14 protein-coding genes are annotated in these 14,886 nt (G+C 62.0%); 2 read left to right on the forward strand and 12 right to left on the reverse strand.

The features are described 5' to 3' along the window. Positions 1-5: 5 nt before the first annotated feature. From QMX91_RS04240 to QMX91_RS04265, 6 genes are read right to left on the reverse strand one after another with little or no spacing between them, the layout of a single operon-like run. The gene (locus QMX91_RS04240; protein ID WP_223008034.1) at positions 6-1,397 is read right to left on the reverse strand and encodes a sigma-54 dependent transcriptional regulator; all 1,392 of its coding nucleotides are present in this window, start codon (positions 1,395-1,397) and stop codon (positions 6-8) included. Continuing rightward, the gene (locus tag QMX91_RS04245) at positions 1,387-3,159 is read right to left on the reverse strand and encodes an ATP-binding protein (protein ID WP_139054267.1); all 1,773 of its coding nucleotides are present in this window, start codon (positions 3,157-3,159) and stop codon (positions 1,387-1,389) included. The genes QMX91_RS04240 and QMX91_RS04245 overlap by 11 nt, the downstream gene beginning before the upstream one ends. Then, positions 3,156-4,283, reverse strand: a complete 1,128-nt coding sequence (locus tag QMX91_RS04250; RefSeq protein ID WP_098965397.1) for a GNAT family N-acetyltransferase — start codon at positions 4,281-4,283, stop codon at positions 3,156-3,158. Before QMX91_RS04250 ends, QMX91_RS04245 begins: the two co-directional genes overlap by 4 nt. Before the next feature lie 37 nt (positions 4,284-4,320). After that, on the reverse strand, positions 4,321-5,199 hold the full coding sequence (locus tag QMX91_RS04255) for an alpha/beta fold hydrolase (protein ID WP_134787240.1): 879 nt from the start codon (positions 5,197-5,199) through the stop codon (positions 4,321-4,323). Continuing rightward, entirely contained in the window at positions 5,196-6,590 is a 1,395-nt protein-coding gene (locus tag QMX91_RS04260; RefSeq protein WP_098965393.1) for an aminotransferase class III-fold pyridoxal phosphate-dependent enzyme, read from the reverse strand. The genes QMX91_RS04255 and QMX91_RS04260 overlap by 4 nt, the downstream gene beginning before the upstream one ends. Continuing rightward, on the reverse strand, positions 6,583-7,293 hold the full coding sequence (locus QMX91_RS04265; RefSeq protein WP_003227777.1) for an HAD-IB family phosphatase: 711 nt from the start codon (positions 7,291-7,293) through the stop codon (positions 6,583-6,585). The genes QMX91_RS04260 and QMX91_RS04265 overlap by 8 nt, the downstream gene beginning before the upstream one ends. 230 nt (positions 7,294-7,523) lie before the next feature. Here QMX91_RS04265 and QMX91_RS04270 point away from each other — a divergent pair, with 230 nt between their 5' ends. Together QMX91_RS04270 and QMX91_RS04275 are read left to right on the forward strand one after the other, a co-directional pair. Beyond that, a complete protein-coding gene (locus QMX91_RS04270) occupies positions 7,524-8,285 on the forward strand; it encodes a MipA/OmpV family protein (RefSeq protein ID WP_282412304.1) in 762 nt (253 codons plus the stop codon). A 72-nt stretch (positions 8,286-8,357) separates the two neighbouring features. Beyond that, positions 8,358-9,230 carry a fatty acid desaturase gene (locus QMX91_RS04275; protein ID WP_134787238.1) on the forward strand — a complete coding sequence of 291 codons (873 nt, stop codon included), beginning with the start codon at positions 8,358-8,360 and terminating at the stop codon, positions 9,228-9,230. A 103-nt stretch (positions 9,231-9,333) separates the two neighbouring features. Here QMX91_RS04275 and QMX91_RS04280 read toward each other — a convergent pair whose 3' ends face one another. The 6 genes from QMX91_RS04280 to QMX91_RS04305 all read right to left on the reverse strand — a co-directional run bounded on the left by QMX91_RS04280 (position 9,334) and on the right by QMX91_RS04305 (position 14,715). Further along, on the reverse strand, positions 9,334-9,717 hold the full coding sequence (locus QMX91_RS04280; RefSeq protein WP_282412305.1) for an EamA family transporter: 384 nt from the start codon (positions 9,715-9,717) through the stop codon (positions 9,334-9,336). 31 nt (positions 9,718-9,748) lie between these two features. Then, complete coding sequence (locus tag QMX91_RS04285) at positions 9,749-10,123, reverse strand: transporter (RefSeq protein WP_098965385.1); 375 nt, start codon at positions 10,121-10,123, stop codon at positions 9,749-9,751. Further along, complete coding sequence (locus tag QMX91_RS04290; protein ID WP_282412306.1) at positions 10,120-11,040, reverse strand: arginase; 921 nt, start codon at positions 11,038-11,040, stop codon at positions 10,120-10,122. Before QMX91_RS04290 ends, QMX91_RS04285 begins: the two co-directional genes overlap by 4 nt. Positions 11,041-11,150: 110 nt before the next feature. Then, positions 11,151-11,480, reverse strand: coding sequence for a GlpM family protein (locus QMX91_RS04295; RefSeq protein ID WP_209318240.1), 330 nt, complete (start codon positions 11,478-11,480; stop codon positions 11,151-11,153). An 8-nt stretch (positions 11,481-11,488) separates the two neighbouring features. Continuing rightward, entirely contained in the window at positions 11,489-12,817 is a 1,329-nt protein-coding gene (locus tag QMX91_RS04300; RefSeq protein ID WP_139054272.1) for a sigma-54 dependent transcriptional regulator, read from the reverse strand. Next, positions 12,814-14,715, reverse strand: a complete 1,902-nt coding sequence (locus tag QMX91_RS04305) for a sensor histidine kinase (protein ID WP_225136180.1) — start codon at positions 14,713-14,715, stop codon at positions 12,814-12,816. Before QMX91_RS04305 ends, QMX91_RS04300 begins: the two co-directional genes overlap by 4 nt. Positions 14,716-14,886 lie beyond the last annotated feature (171 nt).

The following is a 14,886-nucleotide window of genomic DNA, read 5'->3' on the forward strand; positions in this document are numbered from 1 at the left end:
CGGGGTCAGCGCACGATCTTGTCGACGTGAATCCCGAGCTTCTTCAGGCGATACCAGAAGCTGCGCTCGGAGATCCCGATCAACTGCGCGGCGGCAGCCTGCACGCCATTGCTCTGTTGCAGGGCCGCCAGAATGTAGGCCTTCTCGACTTCGGCGAGTGCTGCGTCCAGATCCGCCGGGACACCGTTGATTTCGCTCAGCGGGCCGCTGCTGTCCGAGGCCTGTGCGGCGAACAGGTAAGCCGGCAGATCGTGCTCCTCGATGATGTTGGCGGAGGCGACGATGGTCGCGCGCTCCACGCAGTTCTGCAGTTCGCGGATGTTGCCCGGCCATGAATAGCGGGTCATGGCCTGCAAGGCCTGCGCGCTGAAGCCGCTGATGCGTTTGCCGGCAGCGGCCCCCAGCGTGTGGGCGAAGTGGCGGGCCAGCGGCGCGATGTCCTCGACCCGTTCGCGCAATGCCGGCAGCGGAATGGGAAAGACATTGAGGCGGTAGTAGAGATCCTCGCGAAACTCCTTATTCGCCACCGCTTGCAGCAAGTCTTTGTTGGTGGCGGCGATCACCCGCACATCGACCTTGCGTTCCTTGGTATCGCCCACCGGCTCGATCACCCGCTCCTGCAGGGCGCGGAGGATCTTGGCCTGCAGTGCCAGCGGCATTTCACCGATTTCATCAAGAAACAGCGTTCCCTTGTCAGCCTGCTGAAAACGTCCGATGCGATCGGCCACGGCGCCGGTGAACGCGCCTTTGCGGTGGCCGAACATTTCGCTTTCCAGCAGCCCCTCGGGGATGGCCGCACAGTTCACCGCAACGAACGGCTTGTCGGCGCGGTTGCCATGTTTGTGGATGGCCCGGGCAACCATTTCCTTGCCGGTGCCGCTTTCGCCACTGAGCAGCACCGTCGCGGCACTTTCACGCACCGAGTCCACCGCTTGCAGCACGCTGCGAAAACTCGGGCTGTCGCCGATCAGGCTGTCGATCTGCTGATGCTCGTCGAGCTCGGCGCGCATGCGCTGGTTGTCTTTGAGGATGTCGCGAAACTGCAGGGCCTTGCTGACGGTGATGTCCAGCTCGTCGATGTCGAACGGCTTGGCGATGTAGTCGAACGCGCCGTTGCGCATCGATTCCACGGCGTTTTTCACCGTGCTGTAGGCGGTCATGACGATCACCGGCAACTGCGGATAGCGGGTCTTCACCTCAGCCAGCAACTGCGGGCCGTCCATGCCGGGCATGCGCCAGTCGCTGATCAGCAGATCGATGTCTTCGATTTCCAGCACTTTGAGTGCGTGCAGACCATTGCCGGCGGTGAACACGCTGATGCCGTTCTGCCCGAGGGCCGAGGCCAGCAGGTCGCAGAGTTTCGGTTCGTCGTCCACTACCAGAATGTTATGCGTCATCGTCGCTCTCGTCGAAGTCTTCGCCATTGGCCGGAATGTACAGGCTGAAGGTGGCGCCGGCATCTTTTTCGCTGACGCATTCTACGCGCCCGTTATGACTTTCCATGACCGAAAACACCTTGGCCAGGCCCAGCCCGGTGCCCGAGGCCTTGGTGGTGACGAACGGGGTGAAGATGCGTTCGAGCATGTCGGCTTCGATCCCCTGACCAGTGTCCGCGACGCCGATGATGGTGAATTTTCCAGCGTTGGCGATGCTCAGGGTCAGGCGACCGCCGTCGGGCATTGCGTCGATGGCGTTGACGATCAGGTTCAGGCCCACCTGTTTGAGTTGCTTGGCATCGGCGTAGATCGTCGCCCCCGGCGCGTGATCGGCGATGTGCAGATCGATGTTGTGGCTGGCCAGTTCCGGCTCGCAGAATCCGGCCAGTTCGTCGACCAGGGTGCGTGCTGATTGCGTAGCGCGGATCGGCGCGCTGGGTTTGGCGAAGTCGAGAAATTCGGTGATCAGGTCGTTGATCCGGCTGACTTCCTTGACCACGTATTCCAGGTGACGCTTGTCGGTTTCCGGCAGATCGGCACGGCGATGCAGCAGTTGCGTGGCGGTTTTGATGATGCCCAGCGGATTGCGGATTTCATGGGCCAGACCCATGGCGACTTCGCCCAGCGCGTGCAGGCGATCACGGCGGCGCAGTTGCGACTCCAGATGCTGCAACTCTTCCAGACGTTCGCTCATGTGGTTGAACGTGCTGCTCAGTTCTGCCAGTTCGTCGCCGCCATTCACGCTCAGGCGCTGATGATAATCGCCGGCGATCACCGCCTGTACGCCACGGGCCAGACCGCGCAATGGTTTGGTCAGGCGTTGCGAGACCAGCCAGCCAACCGCCAGCGACGCTGCCGAGCTGAGCAGGAAAATCAGAATGAACAGGTTGCTCTGATTGACCAGGCCGACCAGGCTGGTGTGGCGCAGCAGACCGCTGAAGATGACGCCTTGCAGTTGGCCGTTTTCATTGAAGATCGGCCGGTAGATGCCGCTGTAGTTATTGGTGAATTGTTCGTAGGGGCCTTTGGTCTCGCGCAGGATCTGCTCGATTTTTTTCGGCACTTGCGAGGGGTGATCCTGGAAGCGCTGGGTCGAGAAGATCTCGGAAAAGTCCTCGCCCTTGGCCAGGTACAGGCGCAGGTCCAGCGAGTGCACATCGGCGACGCTGGTCAGGAAGCTGTTGTCCAGATAAGTGCCGACGATCATCTTGTAGTCCACGCCCCCCTGATCGGTCTCGAAGGTCGAAATCACCGTGCCGGTGGGTACGCCGCCGACTTGCAGGGTCTGCAGCACAGCCTTCGGCGCAGTGCTGATCTGGCTGACGATATCGTCGGCGGCGGTACTGAACACCACTCTGTTATCGCTGTTGCGGATCAGCGTCACCACATCGATGCCCATGGAGTCGGCGATATCGGCGGTCAGCTTGTCGTGCCTGGCGGACTGGCGGTCGGTGGGCGGGCGGGCGTGGCGCATGAACAGCTTCGCGGCCCGGGCGTTTTCGCGGAGGATTTCACTGATTTCATCCTCGACGATCTTCGAGGATTCCTGCAGCCAGATGCGCACGTTGCTGTCGAAGATCTGCGACAGCGTAGTGGCCGCCAGTTCCGCAGCGATCATGGTCGGAATCACGCTGACCAGCCAGAAGGCCAGCACCAGTTTGCGTTGCAGGCTCCAGCCGGAGAGGGCGAAAGGGCGGGGCGTGGCGCGTCGGTCATTGATCATTGGATTTCGCTTATTGCAGCGGCCAGGGCCGGATCGCTGCGATCCGGGCGGACGAATATTTTCACCAGACGCAACAGTTGGTCGAGCAGTGGATTGCGATGGCGGAAGAACACGGTGTTACCGACAAACGAGCAACCCAGACGCAGCTTACTGGCATAGCCGGCCTGCCCGCACACATAGATCGCCAGTTTGTGTTCAATACAGTAGTCGACATTTTCCAGCCAGCTACGAGTGTAAAGGTTGTACTGGCGGGTGCGGGCCAGATCATGGGCGAAAAACTTGTCGACCATCCGTTGCCCGTCGAGCAACAGCAGGTTGAACGCAACCAGTTCATCCTCGACCCAATAGAGCACACAGGCTGCGCGGTCATCGAGGTGATTGAGCACTTCGCGAAAATACGCCGCAGGCAGGCATTCGAAGGCCAGATCACTGCGGGCCAGAGTGGCTTCGTAGAGTTCCATCATGCGCGGCAGCAGGTCGTGCACCGAGCGCCGCCATTCCGTGCGCGGGCCCTGATTGCGCAGGGTGCGACGCAGGTCCTTGCGCGTGGATTTGCCGAGGCTGCCCAGATACGCGTCCACCGAGGCGAAGTTGATCGGCAATTCGGCGCCGGGCAGACCGGGCATGCTTTGCAGGCCGGCCTGGCGGCAGACGTCGAGCCATTGTCGATCGCGATGCGAGGCGTCCTTGACCGCGAGCAGGCCGATCCCGGCCTGCTCGGCATCTTGTCGGGCCAGCTCGAGCAATTGCCTGAGCAGTGCCGGGCGCTGTGTCGAGGCAATGTGCGAAGCGCTGCCGACATGGCATTGCTCCGCCACCGGCGAGCCGAGGGCGTACAGGCGGATATCGAACAGTCCGGGCAGACGCCGGCGCAGCCATTGGCTGACCCGTTTGCCCGCACCTTGCAGGGTGGTGTCCAGCGAATAGGCGGTGGTGAACGCCACGGTGGCCGCGACCAGGCGGCCATCCTCGTGCAGCGTCAGATAGCGCCAGTGAAAGCCGTCGATGCCGGCCCGTTCCACGGCGCGGTAGTAATCCCAGTCCTCCAGCTCATCGACGAAGCAGTCATTCCAGGCGCAGCGGTCGATTGCTTCGATCGTTGAAAAGGCTTGAGCGGTGATCACGTCGGTTCCTTGTGTCGGCGAGTCGGACTGCAACTGCTCAAGCCAGTTGCCGGGTTTCCAGTGATGGCGTATCGGCTATGGCGACCGGTTGCGTGACGCCGCGCTCGATGAAATCGGCGCTCAACTCCACGACCCGGCGGTACTGCAAATCCACGGTGATCATGTGATAGCAGTCGTCGAGCAGCACCTTGGTCACCGGCCCGCCGAGTGTGCGTTCGACGTAATCGGCATTCCAGCGGCTGGTGATGTCGTCCTCGATGGAGTGCAGCACCAGCGCCGGCGTGGTGATCGACGGCATGCGTTTTTTCACCACGGCGTTAAGCCGGTGCAGTTCGCGCACGGTGACGCCTTCCATGGTCAGCAACCCGGCCTGGCTGCTCTGACCTTCTTTCATCTGGCGTTCGACGATGGCGCGCAGGCGCTCGTTCTTGATCCCGTAGGGCGGCTTTTCTTCGAAACTGCACAGGTGCACGCCGAACGGGATTTTCATCAGCAACGGGGTGAGGAACGCGAGTTTGTTGATGCTCCAGCCGTCGTAGCGCAGGGTGGTCGAATACAGCAGCAAACCTTCGATCTGTCCCGGGTGTTCGGCGGCCAGGTACATCGACAGCACGGCGCCCATGGACAGGCCGCCGACATACACTTTGCGGTGTTTGCGGCGTACGCCGACGAAGGTGTTGCGTGCGCTTTCGTACCAGTCGCGCCAGCCGGTGGCTTGCAGGTCGGCATTGCCGCCGCAGTGCCCGGCCAGGGTCGGCACATAGACCGTGTGTCCGGCTTTCGCCAGGCCCACGGCCACCCGACGCAGCTCCGTCGGGGTGCCGGTGAGGCCGTGGATCAACAGCACCGCGACCTCCCCGTCACCGAGAACGAAACCGGCGTTGCCTTCGCCCATGTCGATCTCAGCGTCGATCATCGTTTCATCGCCCGATGCAGGAGGCGGTCGAGCAGGGCCAGGCCCAGATCGATTTCCGGATAGCTGATTTCCAGCGACGGTGCCAGGGTGATGACGTTCTTGTAGTAGCCGCCCACGTCGAGGATCAGGCCGAGACGACGACCGTCGATTTCGATGTCGCCCTTCATGCCTTCTTCAACCATGAAGTCGAGGGTGGCCTTGTCCGGGGTGAAACCGTCTGCGGTGCAGATCTCGCAGCGCAGCGCCAGACCGAGGCCGTCGACATCGCCGATGATCGGGTAGCGTTTTTGCAGATCCTGCAGGCCTTCAAGGAAGTATTTGCCCTTGGCCATGACCATTGCGCCGTAATCGACTTCGCTGGTCATCTTGAACATTTCCAGACCCACCGCAGTGCCCAGCGGGTTGGAGGCGAACGTGGAGTGGGTCGAGCCTGGCGGGAAGACTTTCGGGTTGATCAGCTCTTCGCGGGCCCAGATGCCGCCCAGCGGGTTGAGGCCGTTGGTCAGCGCCTTGCCGAAGACGATCACGTCGGGTTTGACGTCGAAGTGTTCAATCGACCACAGCTTGCCGGTGCGGTAGAAACCCATCTGGATTTCGTCGACCACCATCAGGATGCCGTGCTGATCCAGCACGTGCTTGAGTTCGCTGTAGAAGTTCATCGGCGGGATCACGTAACCGCCGGTGCCCTGGATCGGCTCAACGTAGAACGCGGCGTATTCGCTCTGCCCGACTTTCGGGTCCCAGACACCGTTGTATTCAGTCTCGAACAACCGCGCGAATTGCTGCACGCAGTGGCTGCCGTACTCTTCCTTGGTCATGCCTTTAGGGCCGCGGAAGTGATACGGGAACGGGATGAATTGCGCGCGCTCACCGAAGTGACCGTAGCGGCGGCGATAGCGGTAGCTGGAGGTGATCGACGAAGCACCAAGGGTGCGCCCGTGGTAGCCGCCCTCGAAGGCGAACATCAGGCTCTTGCCGTTGCTGGCATTGCGCACGACTTTCAGCGAGTCCTCGATCGACTGCGAACCGCCGACGTTGAAGTGCACTCGGCCGTCGAGACCGAATTTTTTCTTGGCGTCGACCGCGATCATCTCCGACAGCTCGATCTTGCCCTTGTGCAGGTACTGGCTGGCGATTTGCGGCAGGGTGTCGATCTGTTGTTTCAGCGCATTGTTCAGACGCGGGTTGGCGTAACCGAAGTTGACCGCCGAGTACCACATTTGCAGGTCGAGGTAGGCCTGATCTTCGGTGTCCCAGACGTAGGAGCCTTCGCAGCGGCTGAAGATGCGCGGCGGTTCGATGTAGTGAACGGTGTCGCCGTAGGAGCAGTATCTGGCTTCTTTTTCCAGAAGGACCTGGTCTTCGGCTGTCGCAATGCGGATATCAGACATGGTGCAGGGTTTCCTGTGCTTCAGAAGTGGATTCGGTGCTGAAATTGACGGCGTTGGCGGCCGGGGCCAGCGGCAGGCGGGCCAGCAGTTGCGGCAGTTCGGCGAAGCTGTCGAAGCGCGCGTAGGCGATGCCGTTGCGCTCGCAGTGCTCGGCCAGGCGATCCTTGGCGAAGACGAAATCGGCGGTGGACGCCACGCACATGTCGGACTGGCCGTCACCGATCACCAGCACGCGTTTGCTGCTGGGGGTGGATTTGCATTTGCAGTTGCCGGAGGCCGCGCGGCAGGCGTCACTGGCGTAAGGGAAATCGATGCGCCACTTGTCGTGGTCGATCTGGCGCAGGCGGTTGGCGAGGATCGGCAGCAGTGTCACGTAGTTGCGCGCCAGAATCCGCGCGATGCCTTGTTCGATGCCGTCGCTGACCACTTCCAGCGAAGCGCCGAGGCCGATCACGTGGTCGACGAAATCGGGGAAGTCCGGGTCGATGTCGATGCTGTCGAAGAATTCCAGCAGTTGTGCCGGCGTGGCCTTGATCAGCGCCAGTTGACGGCTGAGGCATTCACGGGAACCGATCTTGCCCTCCAGCCATTCATTTTCGATGGCTTCCCAGCTCGGGTCGGCGAAGCGTTCAAGGATGCTGTCGATTACGTCGGTACGGGTGATCGTCCCGTCGAAATCACACACGATATGCCAGTCAATCATCTGCAGTACCTGTTGGGTCGAGGCAGTTGTCAGGGTGCGCGGTCTGCGCCTGGCAAGGGTGGGAGCAGGGACTGTGCCAATTGGCCAAAGCCCCGTGCTGGCGGGGGCGATGCGCGGTTTTCGAAAAGTGGAGCTACAATTTTTGTAGCTTGCTACAAACAACATGAGTGCTTGCGCCAAGGGCGGTATCCGGGGATTGATGCGCGCAAGTTCAGAAAAGGAATGACCTCATGCAGAGGAAGACACTGGCGTTATTGGCCGCACTGGCCTGCTTTTCCGGGCCCGCCCTGGCGGATGGCATTACAGGTGAAGCAGGAATCGGGGTGGGGTACCAACCGCATGATCCGAGCGGCAGCCGCTACGAAACCCGACCGATCCCGTATCTGGATCTGGACTGGGGCGATGTCAGCCTCGGTACCGACGATGGCCTGACCTGGAGCGCCTTGAAAAGCAACGGTTTCAGCGCCGGGCCGTACGTCAATTACCTCTCCGGGCGCACCGCCAACGGCGAGTTGCGCGGCCTGCGTGATGTGCCCGACATGGCCGAGGCTGGCGGCTTCGTGCAATACGCTCCGGCCGATTTCTGGCGCGTATTCGCCTTCGTTGGCCAGGCCGTCGGCGGTGGCAGCGGGCAGGGCGGCGTGTTTGGCAAAGTGGGCGGTGAAATTGGCTATCCACTGGGCGGCGGGGTGATCGGCAGCAGCAACCTGACCGCGCATTTTGCCGATGCGCAGGGCACCCAGACCTTCTTCGGTGTCAGTGATCACGAGGCGCAGGCCTCGGGCATCCGCGCGTACAACGCCGGCGGCGGTTTGCAGAACGTGGCGCTGACCCAGAGCTTCGAGTTCCCTCTGGCGCCACACTGGTCGCTGGTCACCAGCGTGAGCTGGATTCACCTGACTCGCTCGGCGGCGGACAGCAGCATCGTCAAAGCGGTGGGCGATACCAATCAGGGCGAAGTGCAGGCGGCCATCGCCTACAAGTTCGACTGATTACGCGCGCGGGCAAATTGGTCTGCGGTTTGCAGACAGCCATGTCGAATCCATTCCTCCAGGATGTTCTTCATGGCTCGCCCTGCTAACCGTCTGCTGGCTCATTCATTGTGGGACCTGATCCCCGTCGCTTTGGGCCTGGCCCATTTCGCTTTCGTCCTGTGGCTGGTTGCGGCCTTTCACGACCTGTCCTGGTGGACTTATGTGCCGCTGGCGCTGGGCTACGCAATCAGCCTGTCGTGGAGCATCAACAGCATTTCCCACAACCAGATTCACAACGCCTACTTCACCCCGGCGTGGCTGAACCGGGCATTCGATCTGTTGTTGTCGGTGACCATCGGTTTTTCGCAAACCCTCTATCGCGATATCCACAACCGCCATCACCGCGGCAACTCGGATCTGCCGGGGCCGGACGGCAAGACCATTGATCCGCTGTCGATCTATCTGCGCGGCAAGAACGGTCAGCCGGAGAATCCCTGGGCCTACACCTTCCTGAGTTTTTTCCGCGACGACCCCAAGCCGATCTACAACGAAATGCGCCGCAAACGCCCGAAGGATGCGCGTTGGGTTCAGGTCGAGATCTATGTGACGGTAGCGTTTTATTTGCTGCTGGCGGTGTATGACTGGCAGGCGGTGCTGGTGTTGTTGCCGTTCTGGTATCTGGGCCAGGCGCTGTCTTCGCTCAACGGTTACTACGAGCATTTTGGCGGCAACCCGGACTTGCCGATTGCCTGGGGCGTGAGTGCCTACAGCCCGCTGTACAACCTGTTGTGGATGAACAACGGCTATCACGCCGAGCACCACTACCGGCCGAAAATGCACTGGACTCAGGTCAAGGCCTATCACCGGCAGATCGCCCGGCAACAGCAGGAAGCGGGGGTGAAGGATATTCCGCTGGCGCACGGTTTGGGCTTCCTGCTGAACCACCAAAAGCCTGACGCCTGACCGATTTGTGTAGGAGCTGCCGCAGGCTGCGATCTTTTGATCTTGAAAAGCAAAGATCGTCCGATCGCGGCCCGAGCCTGCGGCAGCTCCTACACGGAGCATTTCAGTGCTCTTCGCCCTCGGCGAGCAAGGCTATCCCGCCCATGATCACCGCCACGCCGACCCAGTGCAGCAGACTGATCTGCTCGCCCAGTCCCAGCCACGACCCCAGCAGCACCCCGACAAACACCAGCGAACTCAGGGGAAACGCCAGCGACAGACTGCTGCGTCGCAGAATCAGCATCCAGACGAAAAACGCGCCGATGTAGCAGGCAACCGCCACCCATACCCCGGGCGTCATGACGATGCCTTGCAGCCATTGCAGGCTGAAGTCCATCTGGCCCAACTGATCGCCACCGACCTTGCTCGCGATCTGTCCGCCACTTTCCAGAATGATCAACAGCGCCCAGAGCACAATGGTGCCCACGCGCCCGTGTAGCCAATGCATTGCGTCGTTCCTTTGCAGTTCCAGGCGAGCTTCAGACATGGCCGGCACACACAAGCATCACGCCCGCCGTAATCACCAGCGTGCCCAGCCAGCGCCGCCGGCTGACGGTTTCGCCAAGCACCAGTTTGCCCGCCAGCACCACGCCGCAATAGGCCAGCGCGGCTGCCGGAAACAACAGACTCAGCGGTGCCCGCGACAGGGCGCCGAGCCAGACGAAAAACTCGATCGCGTAAGCGCCTATCCCGCACCACAATAGCGGTGCGTTGAACACTTGGCCCCAGAACACCTGAAGCCGAAAACCACCCTCCAGCTCCGGTAATCGATCCAGGCCCAGTTTGAAACACAGCTGGCCGATCACATCCAGAACGATGGACAGGGCCACCAGCACAATCACGGTGAAAGTCATGGAAACAGTTCCTCGAACAGGTCGATCAAGGCTTGATTGGTGGTGGAGTTGCGCAGGATATCGGTGTCGCTCCAGCGCTCGGCCGGCGGCTGATCGGTCTTCGCCTCCCAGCGTTTGAATACGTTGCTGAAGGCCGGACGGGCGTATTCGCCGCAGATGTCGATGCCGATGATTCGCTTGCTCGCCGCCAGCGCGCGCAGGGCCTGAAGCATATGGCTCAGGCGCATGCCGCCCTGATCCCAGTTGGTCGCGGCGTCTTCGCTGGCGAGCACGTCCTTGTCGATAGTGATCCACACCGCATCGGTCGGCAGGCTGGCGATCATTTTGTCGAGGAACAGGGTCCAGTCGACCTCGGACAAATTGCGCCAGTGCAGCATGTTTTCCTGCTGTTCATGGCCGGCGCCATCACCGACTCGCCCCCAGACTCGGGAGGGCGCGTGCTGCCACGGAAACAGCTGCAGAACCCCGCGTTTGAGCGCTGCGAGGTTGCCGCCCTTCAGTTGTGGATTTTGCAGATCATCGCTGCACGGGCCGAGGGTGACGATGCGGCGGATGTCCGGCAGTTTCAGGGCCTGATTGACCCAGGAACCGCAATGCCGACGCGGCGCAAACCGCACCCAGTCAGGGTGATTGTCGAAATGGATCAGGCTGACCGGCTCGGGCAGGTCGGTGAGAAACGCCGGGGTCAGGTGGTGATAGTCACCGGAGCCGACGAAGAAGATTTCCGGTGCCGGGCCGATGTGCCGCGGCCGCTGCTGCAAGCGTTCGGCGAAGCGTCGCCAGGTGCGTTCGCTGGACCAGAGCCGGAGTTTCGGGCCGAGGTCGAGCAGGTCCAGGCGTCTGGCGCGGCCACTGTCGAGCAGCCGCGCAATCGGCGCCTGGGCGGTCAGGCTGTGGTCGAGATCTAAAATATTCAAGGTCGCTATTTACCCTTGGCAGACCCTGCCAGACACCGGCCTCATCGAGCATGAGCGCCAGCCGGGCAGGGCTTTCGGGGGTAAATGCAAGGGACGGGCCAGCCGTTGTCTCAGGCGTGCAGACGCACCCACACCGTGACCAGCACGGTCGCGGCGATCAACCACGCCACAACCGCCACCGCGAGTGACGCCTCCAGGCGCATGCGGTCGACCATCACGTACAGCGTCGCCAGATAGATGAAGTACGGAACGATCGACCACATGCCGAACACAATCGTCGCCTTCAGATCGTCGATCGAGCGGCCCTTGCCGACGATGTAGTGGGCGATCAGGGCGAAGGTCGGAAACAGCGGCACCAGTCCGGCGATGTAATAGTTTTTGGTCTTCGACAGCGCGGCGAGGATCAGCACCACCGCCGCGCCGAGTGCCGCTTTGAGTATCAGATCCATCAGTGGCTCAACCCGTACTTTTTCACTTTGTCGAACAGCGTGGTCTTGGCCATGCCCAGTTCTTGACTGGCCTGGGTCAGGTTGCCGCCACTGCGTTGCAAGGCGTCATTGAGCAGGTTGCGCTCGAAGGCTTCCACCGCTTCGGCGAACGCCAGCCCCTGACCGCCGCTGCTGGCGCCGGACTTCTTGAATGCCGGCAGGCCGAGGGCAAAGCGCTCGGCGACGTTGCGCAGTTCACGCACGTTGCCCGGCCAGTCGTGACTCATCAGGTTCGACAGGGTCTGGTTGTCCAGCTCCGGCAGCACCCGGTCAAAACGCAGCGCTGACTGCTGGGTGAAGTGTTCGAACAGTTGCAGGATGTCTTCGCGCCGCTCGCGCAGTGGCGGCAATTCCAGCGTCACCACGTTGAGGCGGTAGTACAAGTCGCTGCGGAATTCGCCGGCCTTGCTCGCGTCGTCGAGGTCGGACTTGGTCGCTGCAATCACCCGGCAGTCCACCGCCACACTCTGGTTCGAACCGAGGCGTTCGAGGGTGCGCTCCTGCAACACGCGCAGCAGTTTGATCTGCAGCGGCAGGGGCATGCTTTCCACTTCATCGAGGAACAGCGTGCCGCCGTCGGCGTGTTCGATCTTGCCGATGCGCCGTTTGCCGGCACCGGTGAAGGCGTTGGCCTCGTGGCCGAAGATCTCGCTTTCGAAGAGGTTTTCCGGCAGGCCGCCGCAGTTCAGCGCGACGAACTGCTTGGCATGCCGACGACTGAAGTCGTGCAGGCAGCGGGCGACCAGTTCCTTGCCGGTGCCGGTCTCGCCTTCGATCAATACGTTGGCGGAGGTGTCGGCGACGTTGGCGATCAGTTCGCGCAGGTTCTGCATGGCTGGCGAGCGCCCGATGATCCGGCCTTCGAGGGAGTCGCGTTCGGCCAGTTGCCGACGCAGCGAAGACACTTCCCGAGCCAGGCTGCGTTGCTCCAGCGCGCGACGAGCGACATCCACCAGACGCTCCGGCGAGAACGGTTTCTCCATGAAATCGTAGGCGCCTTTCTGCATCGCGCCGACCGCCATGGAGATGTCGCCATGACCGGTGATCAGCACCACCGGCAAACTGCGGTCGCGCGCCTTGAGGCGGGTCAGCAGTTCCAGGCCATCGATGCCGGGCAGGCGAATGTCGCTGATGACGATCCCGGCAAAGTTGTCGCCGACCCGCTCCAGCGCTTCTTCGGCACTGCCGACGCCGATGCAGGGAATGTCTTCCAGGGTCAGCGCCTGCTGGCAGCCGAGCAGCACATGGGGGTCGTCTTCGACGATCAGCACACTAAGGTCGTGGTTCATATTGGCTCGGCAGGAGTAGGGCTTACCAACGGTAAACTGAGGACGAAGGTGGTGCCACCGCTGGCCGGGTGTTCGACACCCAGATGCCCGCCGGTGGCGGCAGCGAGGCTGGCGGAGAGGGTCAGGCCGAGGCCCAGACCCTGTTCACCGGGTTTGGTGGTGAAGAACGGCTCGAACAGATGCTTGCGCGCCTCGGCGTCGACCCCGTGGCCGTTGTCGCGCACCCGCAGGCGATATTTGCCGTTGAACTCTTCGCCTTCCAGCCACAGCTGCGGTGAAGGTTGCGCCTGCATGGCGTCGAGGGCGTTGCCGATCAGGTTGACCAGAATCTGTTCGAGGCGGGTCTGGTCGATCTGCACCTGTACGTCGCTGAACTGCCGGTGCAGTTGCAGCGCCATGCCCTCGACCCGCGCGCCGAGCAGTTGCAGGGCCGCGTCCACCGCTTTGCCGAGGCTGGCCTGGCCTTCGTTGTCGCCGCGCCGGGCGAACGAGCGCAGGCTGGCGGTGATCCGGCCCATGCGGTCGATCAGGTCGTTGATGGTCTTGAGGTTGGTGCTGGCGACATCGAGCTGGCCGCGTTCCAGAAAGCGAATGGTGTTGCCGGACAGGGTGCGCATCGCCGCCAGCGGCTGGTTCAGTTCGTGGGCGATGCTGGTCGACATCTGGCCGATGGCCGCGAGTTTGCCGGCCTGCACCAGTTCGTCCTGAGCGCGGCGCAAGGTCTCTTCGGCCTGGCGCCGTTCGCGGATCTGGCTCTTCAGCCGTTCGTTGCTGGCGCGCAGGTCGCCGGTGCGTTCGGTAATCCGACGCTCCAGTTGATTGTTGGCTTCCTGCAAGGCTTCGCGGGCGGCGAGGCGGGTGGCGATGACCTTGCGCCGTTCGTTCCAGGCGATCAGCAGGAACGCCACCAGGGCGAAGGCCACCGCCACCAGGATTCCCTGATTGATCGCTTCACGACGCAAGTCCTGCAACGGCGTGAGCAGGGTGAAATTCCATGGTGTGTCGCTCAGCGGCCGGGTCTGCGCCAGATAGCTGATGCTGTCGTCATCGGCGCTCAGTTCGCTGTTGGCCGGGAAGGTCAGTTTCTCCACACCGTCGGCCAGGGTTTCGCGGGCCAGCGGTTGCAGTTCGTTGAGCGGGAACCAGTAATACTGCAGGCTGCGCGCGAGCTTCTCTTTGGTTTCATCGCTCAGCGGCACCACCGATTTCAGGCGCCGCGCCGGATCGCTGGAAAGAATGATGATGCCGTTCTCGTCGCTGACGAAGGCTTCCAGGCGGGCGCGTTGCCAGCGTTCTTCCAGCGCTTCGAGGCGCACCTTGACCACGGCGACGCCGATGATCTTGCCGTGTTCTTCCAGGCCATGGGCCAGGTAGTAACCGGGTTCGCCGCTGGTGCTGCCGATGCCGTAGAAACGTCCGGGCTCGCCGCGCACGGCGTTCTGGAAATAGGCGCGAAAGGACAGGTCTTCACCGAGGTAACTGTCGACGTCGCGCCAGTTGCTGGTGGCCATTACGCGGCCGGTGGTGTCCATGACGTAGATAGCCCGACTGCGGCTGCGCCGGTTCAGGCCTTCAAGGTAAGCATTGACCGTTTGCCGGTGTTCCGGAGTCGGGTCGGCCAGCAGTTGCGGGACACTGGTTTCCAGTTCCAGCAGGCTGGGCAGATAGGTGTATTTGCTGATCTCGCTTTCGACCGTGCGCGCGTGCAGTTCGAGCTGACGCTGGCCGTTTTCGCTGAGGCTGCGGATGCCGAAATGTTCACTGGTCCAGAAGCCGATGTAACCCAGTCCGATCATCAGGATGATGATCAGCGGCGGCAGGAACAGATGGCGAATCAGACGGGGCTTCACGGCAAGTGATGGCGGCGCTGCGCGATAGAGATTGGGGTCGCATTTCATCACAGTTGCCTTGGGTCAACCAGCATGGCTAACAGCATCCTGGTTTGTTCGAGCGCGGAACCTGTGGCGAGGGGATTTATCCCCGATCGGCTGCGAAGCAGTCGTCAAACCGGCAGATGCGGTTTGATTTTGAAATGCTGGGGTCGCTTCGCGGCCCATCGGGGATAAATC

Origin of the sequence: Pseudomonas sp. PS01299 (assembly GCF_029960145.1) — a bacterium.
GTDB lineage: Bacteria > Pseudomonadota > Gammaproteobacteria > Pseudomonadales > Pseudomonadaceae > Aquipseudomonas > Aquipseudomonas putida_A.

What these genes read in the sequence shown, in the direction of transcription:
- QMX91_RS04260 (WP_098965393.1), bottom strand. Translation starts at nt 6,590, where the DNA reads ATGTCTGATATCCGCATTGCGACAGCCGAAGACCAGGTCCTTCTGGAA.
- QMX91_RS04285 (WP_098965385.1), bottom strand. Translation starts at nt 10,123, where the DNA reads ATGACTTTCACCGTGATTGTGCTGGTGGCCCTGTCCATCGTTCTGGAT.
- QMX91_RS04270 (WP_282412304.1), top strand. Translation starts at nt 7,524, where the DNA reads ATGCAGAGGAAGACACTGGCGTTATTGGCCGCACTGGCCTGCTTTTCC.
- QMX91_RS04275 (WP_134787238.1), top strand. Translation starts at nt 8,358, where the DNA reads ATGGCTCGCCCTGCTAACCGTCTGCTGGCTCATTCATTGTGGGACCTG.
- QMX91_RS04265 (WP_003227777.1), bottom strand. Translation starts at nt 7,293, where the DNA reads ATGATTGACTGGCATATCGTGTGTGATTTCGACGGGACGATCACCCGT.
- QMX91_RS04305 (WP_225136180.1), bottom strand. Translation starts at nt 14,715, where the DNA reads ATGAAATGCGACCCCAATCTCTATCGCGCAGCGCCGCCATCACTTGCC.
- QMX91_RS04245 (WP_139054267.1), bottom strand. Translation starts at nt 3,159, where the DNA reads ATGATCAATGACCGACGCGCCACGCCCCGCCCTTTCGCCCTCTCCGGC.
- QMX91_RS04300 (WP_139054272.1), bottom strand. Translation starts at nt 12,817, where the DNA reads ATGAACCACGACCTTAGTGTGCTGATCGTCGAAGACGACCCCCATGTG.
- QMX91_RS04280 (WP_282412305.1), bottom strand. Translation starts at nt 9,717, where the DNA reads ATGCATTGGCTACACGGGCGCGTGGGCACCATTGTGCTCTGGGCGCTG.
- QMX91_RS04240 (WP_223008034.1), bottom strand. Translation starts at nt 1,397, where the DNA reads ATGACGCATAACATTCTGGTAGTGGACGACGAACCGAAACTCTGCGAC.
- QMX91_RS04255 (WP_134787240.1), bottom strand. Translation starts at nt 5,199, where the DNA reads ATGATCGACGCTGAGATCGACATGGGCGAAGGCAACGCCGGTTTCGTT.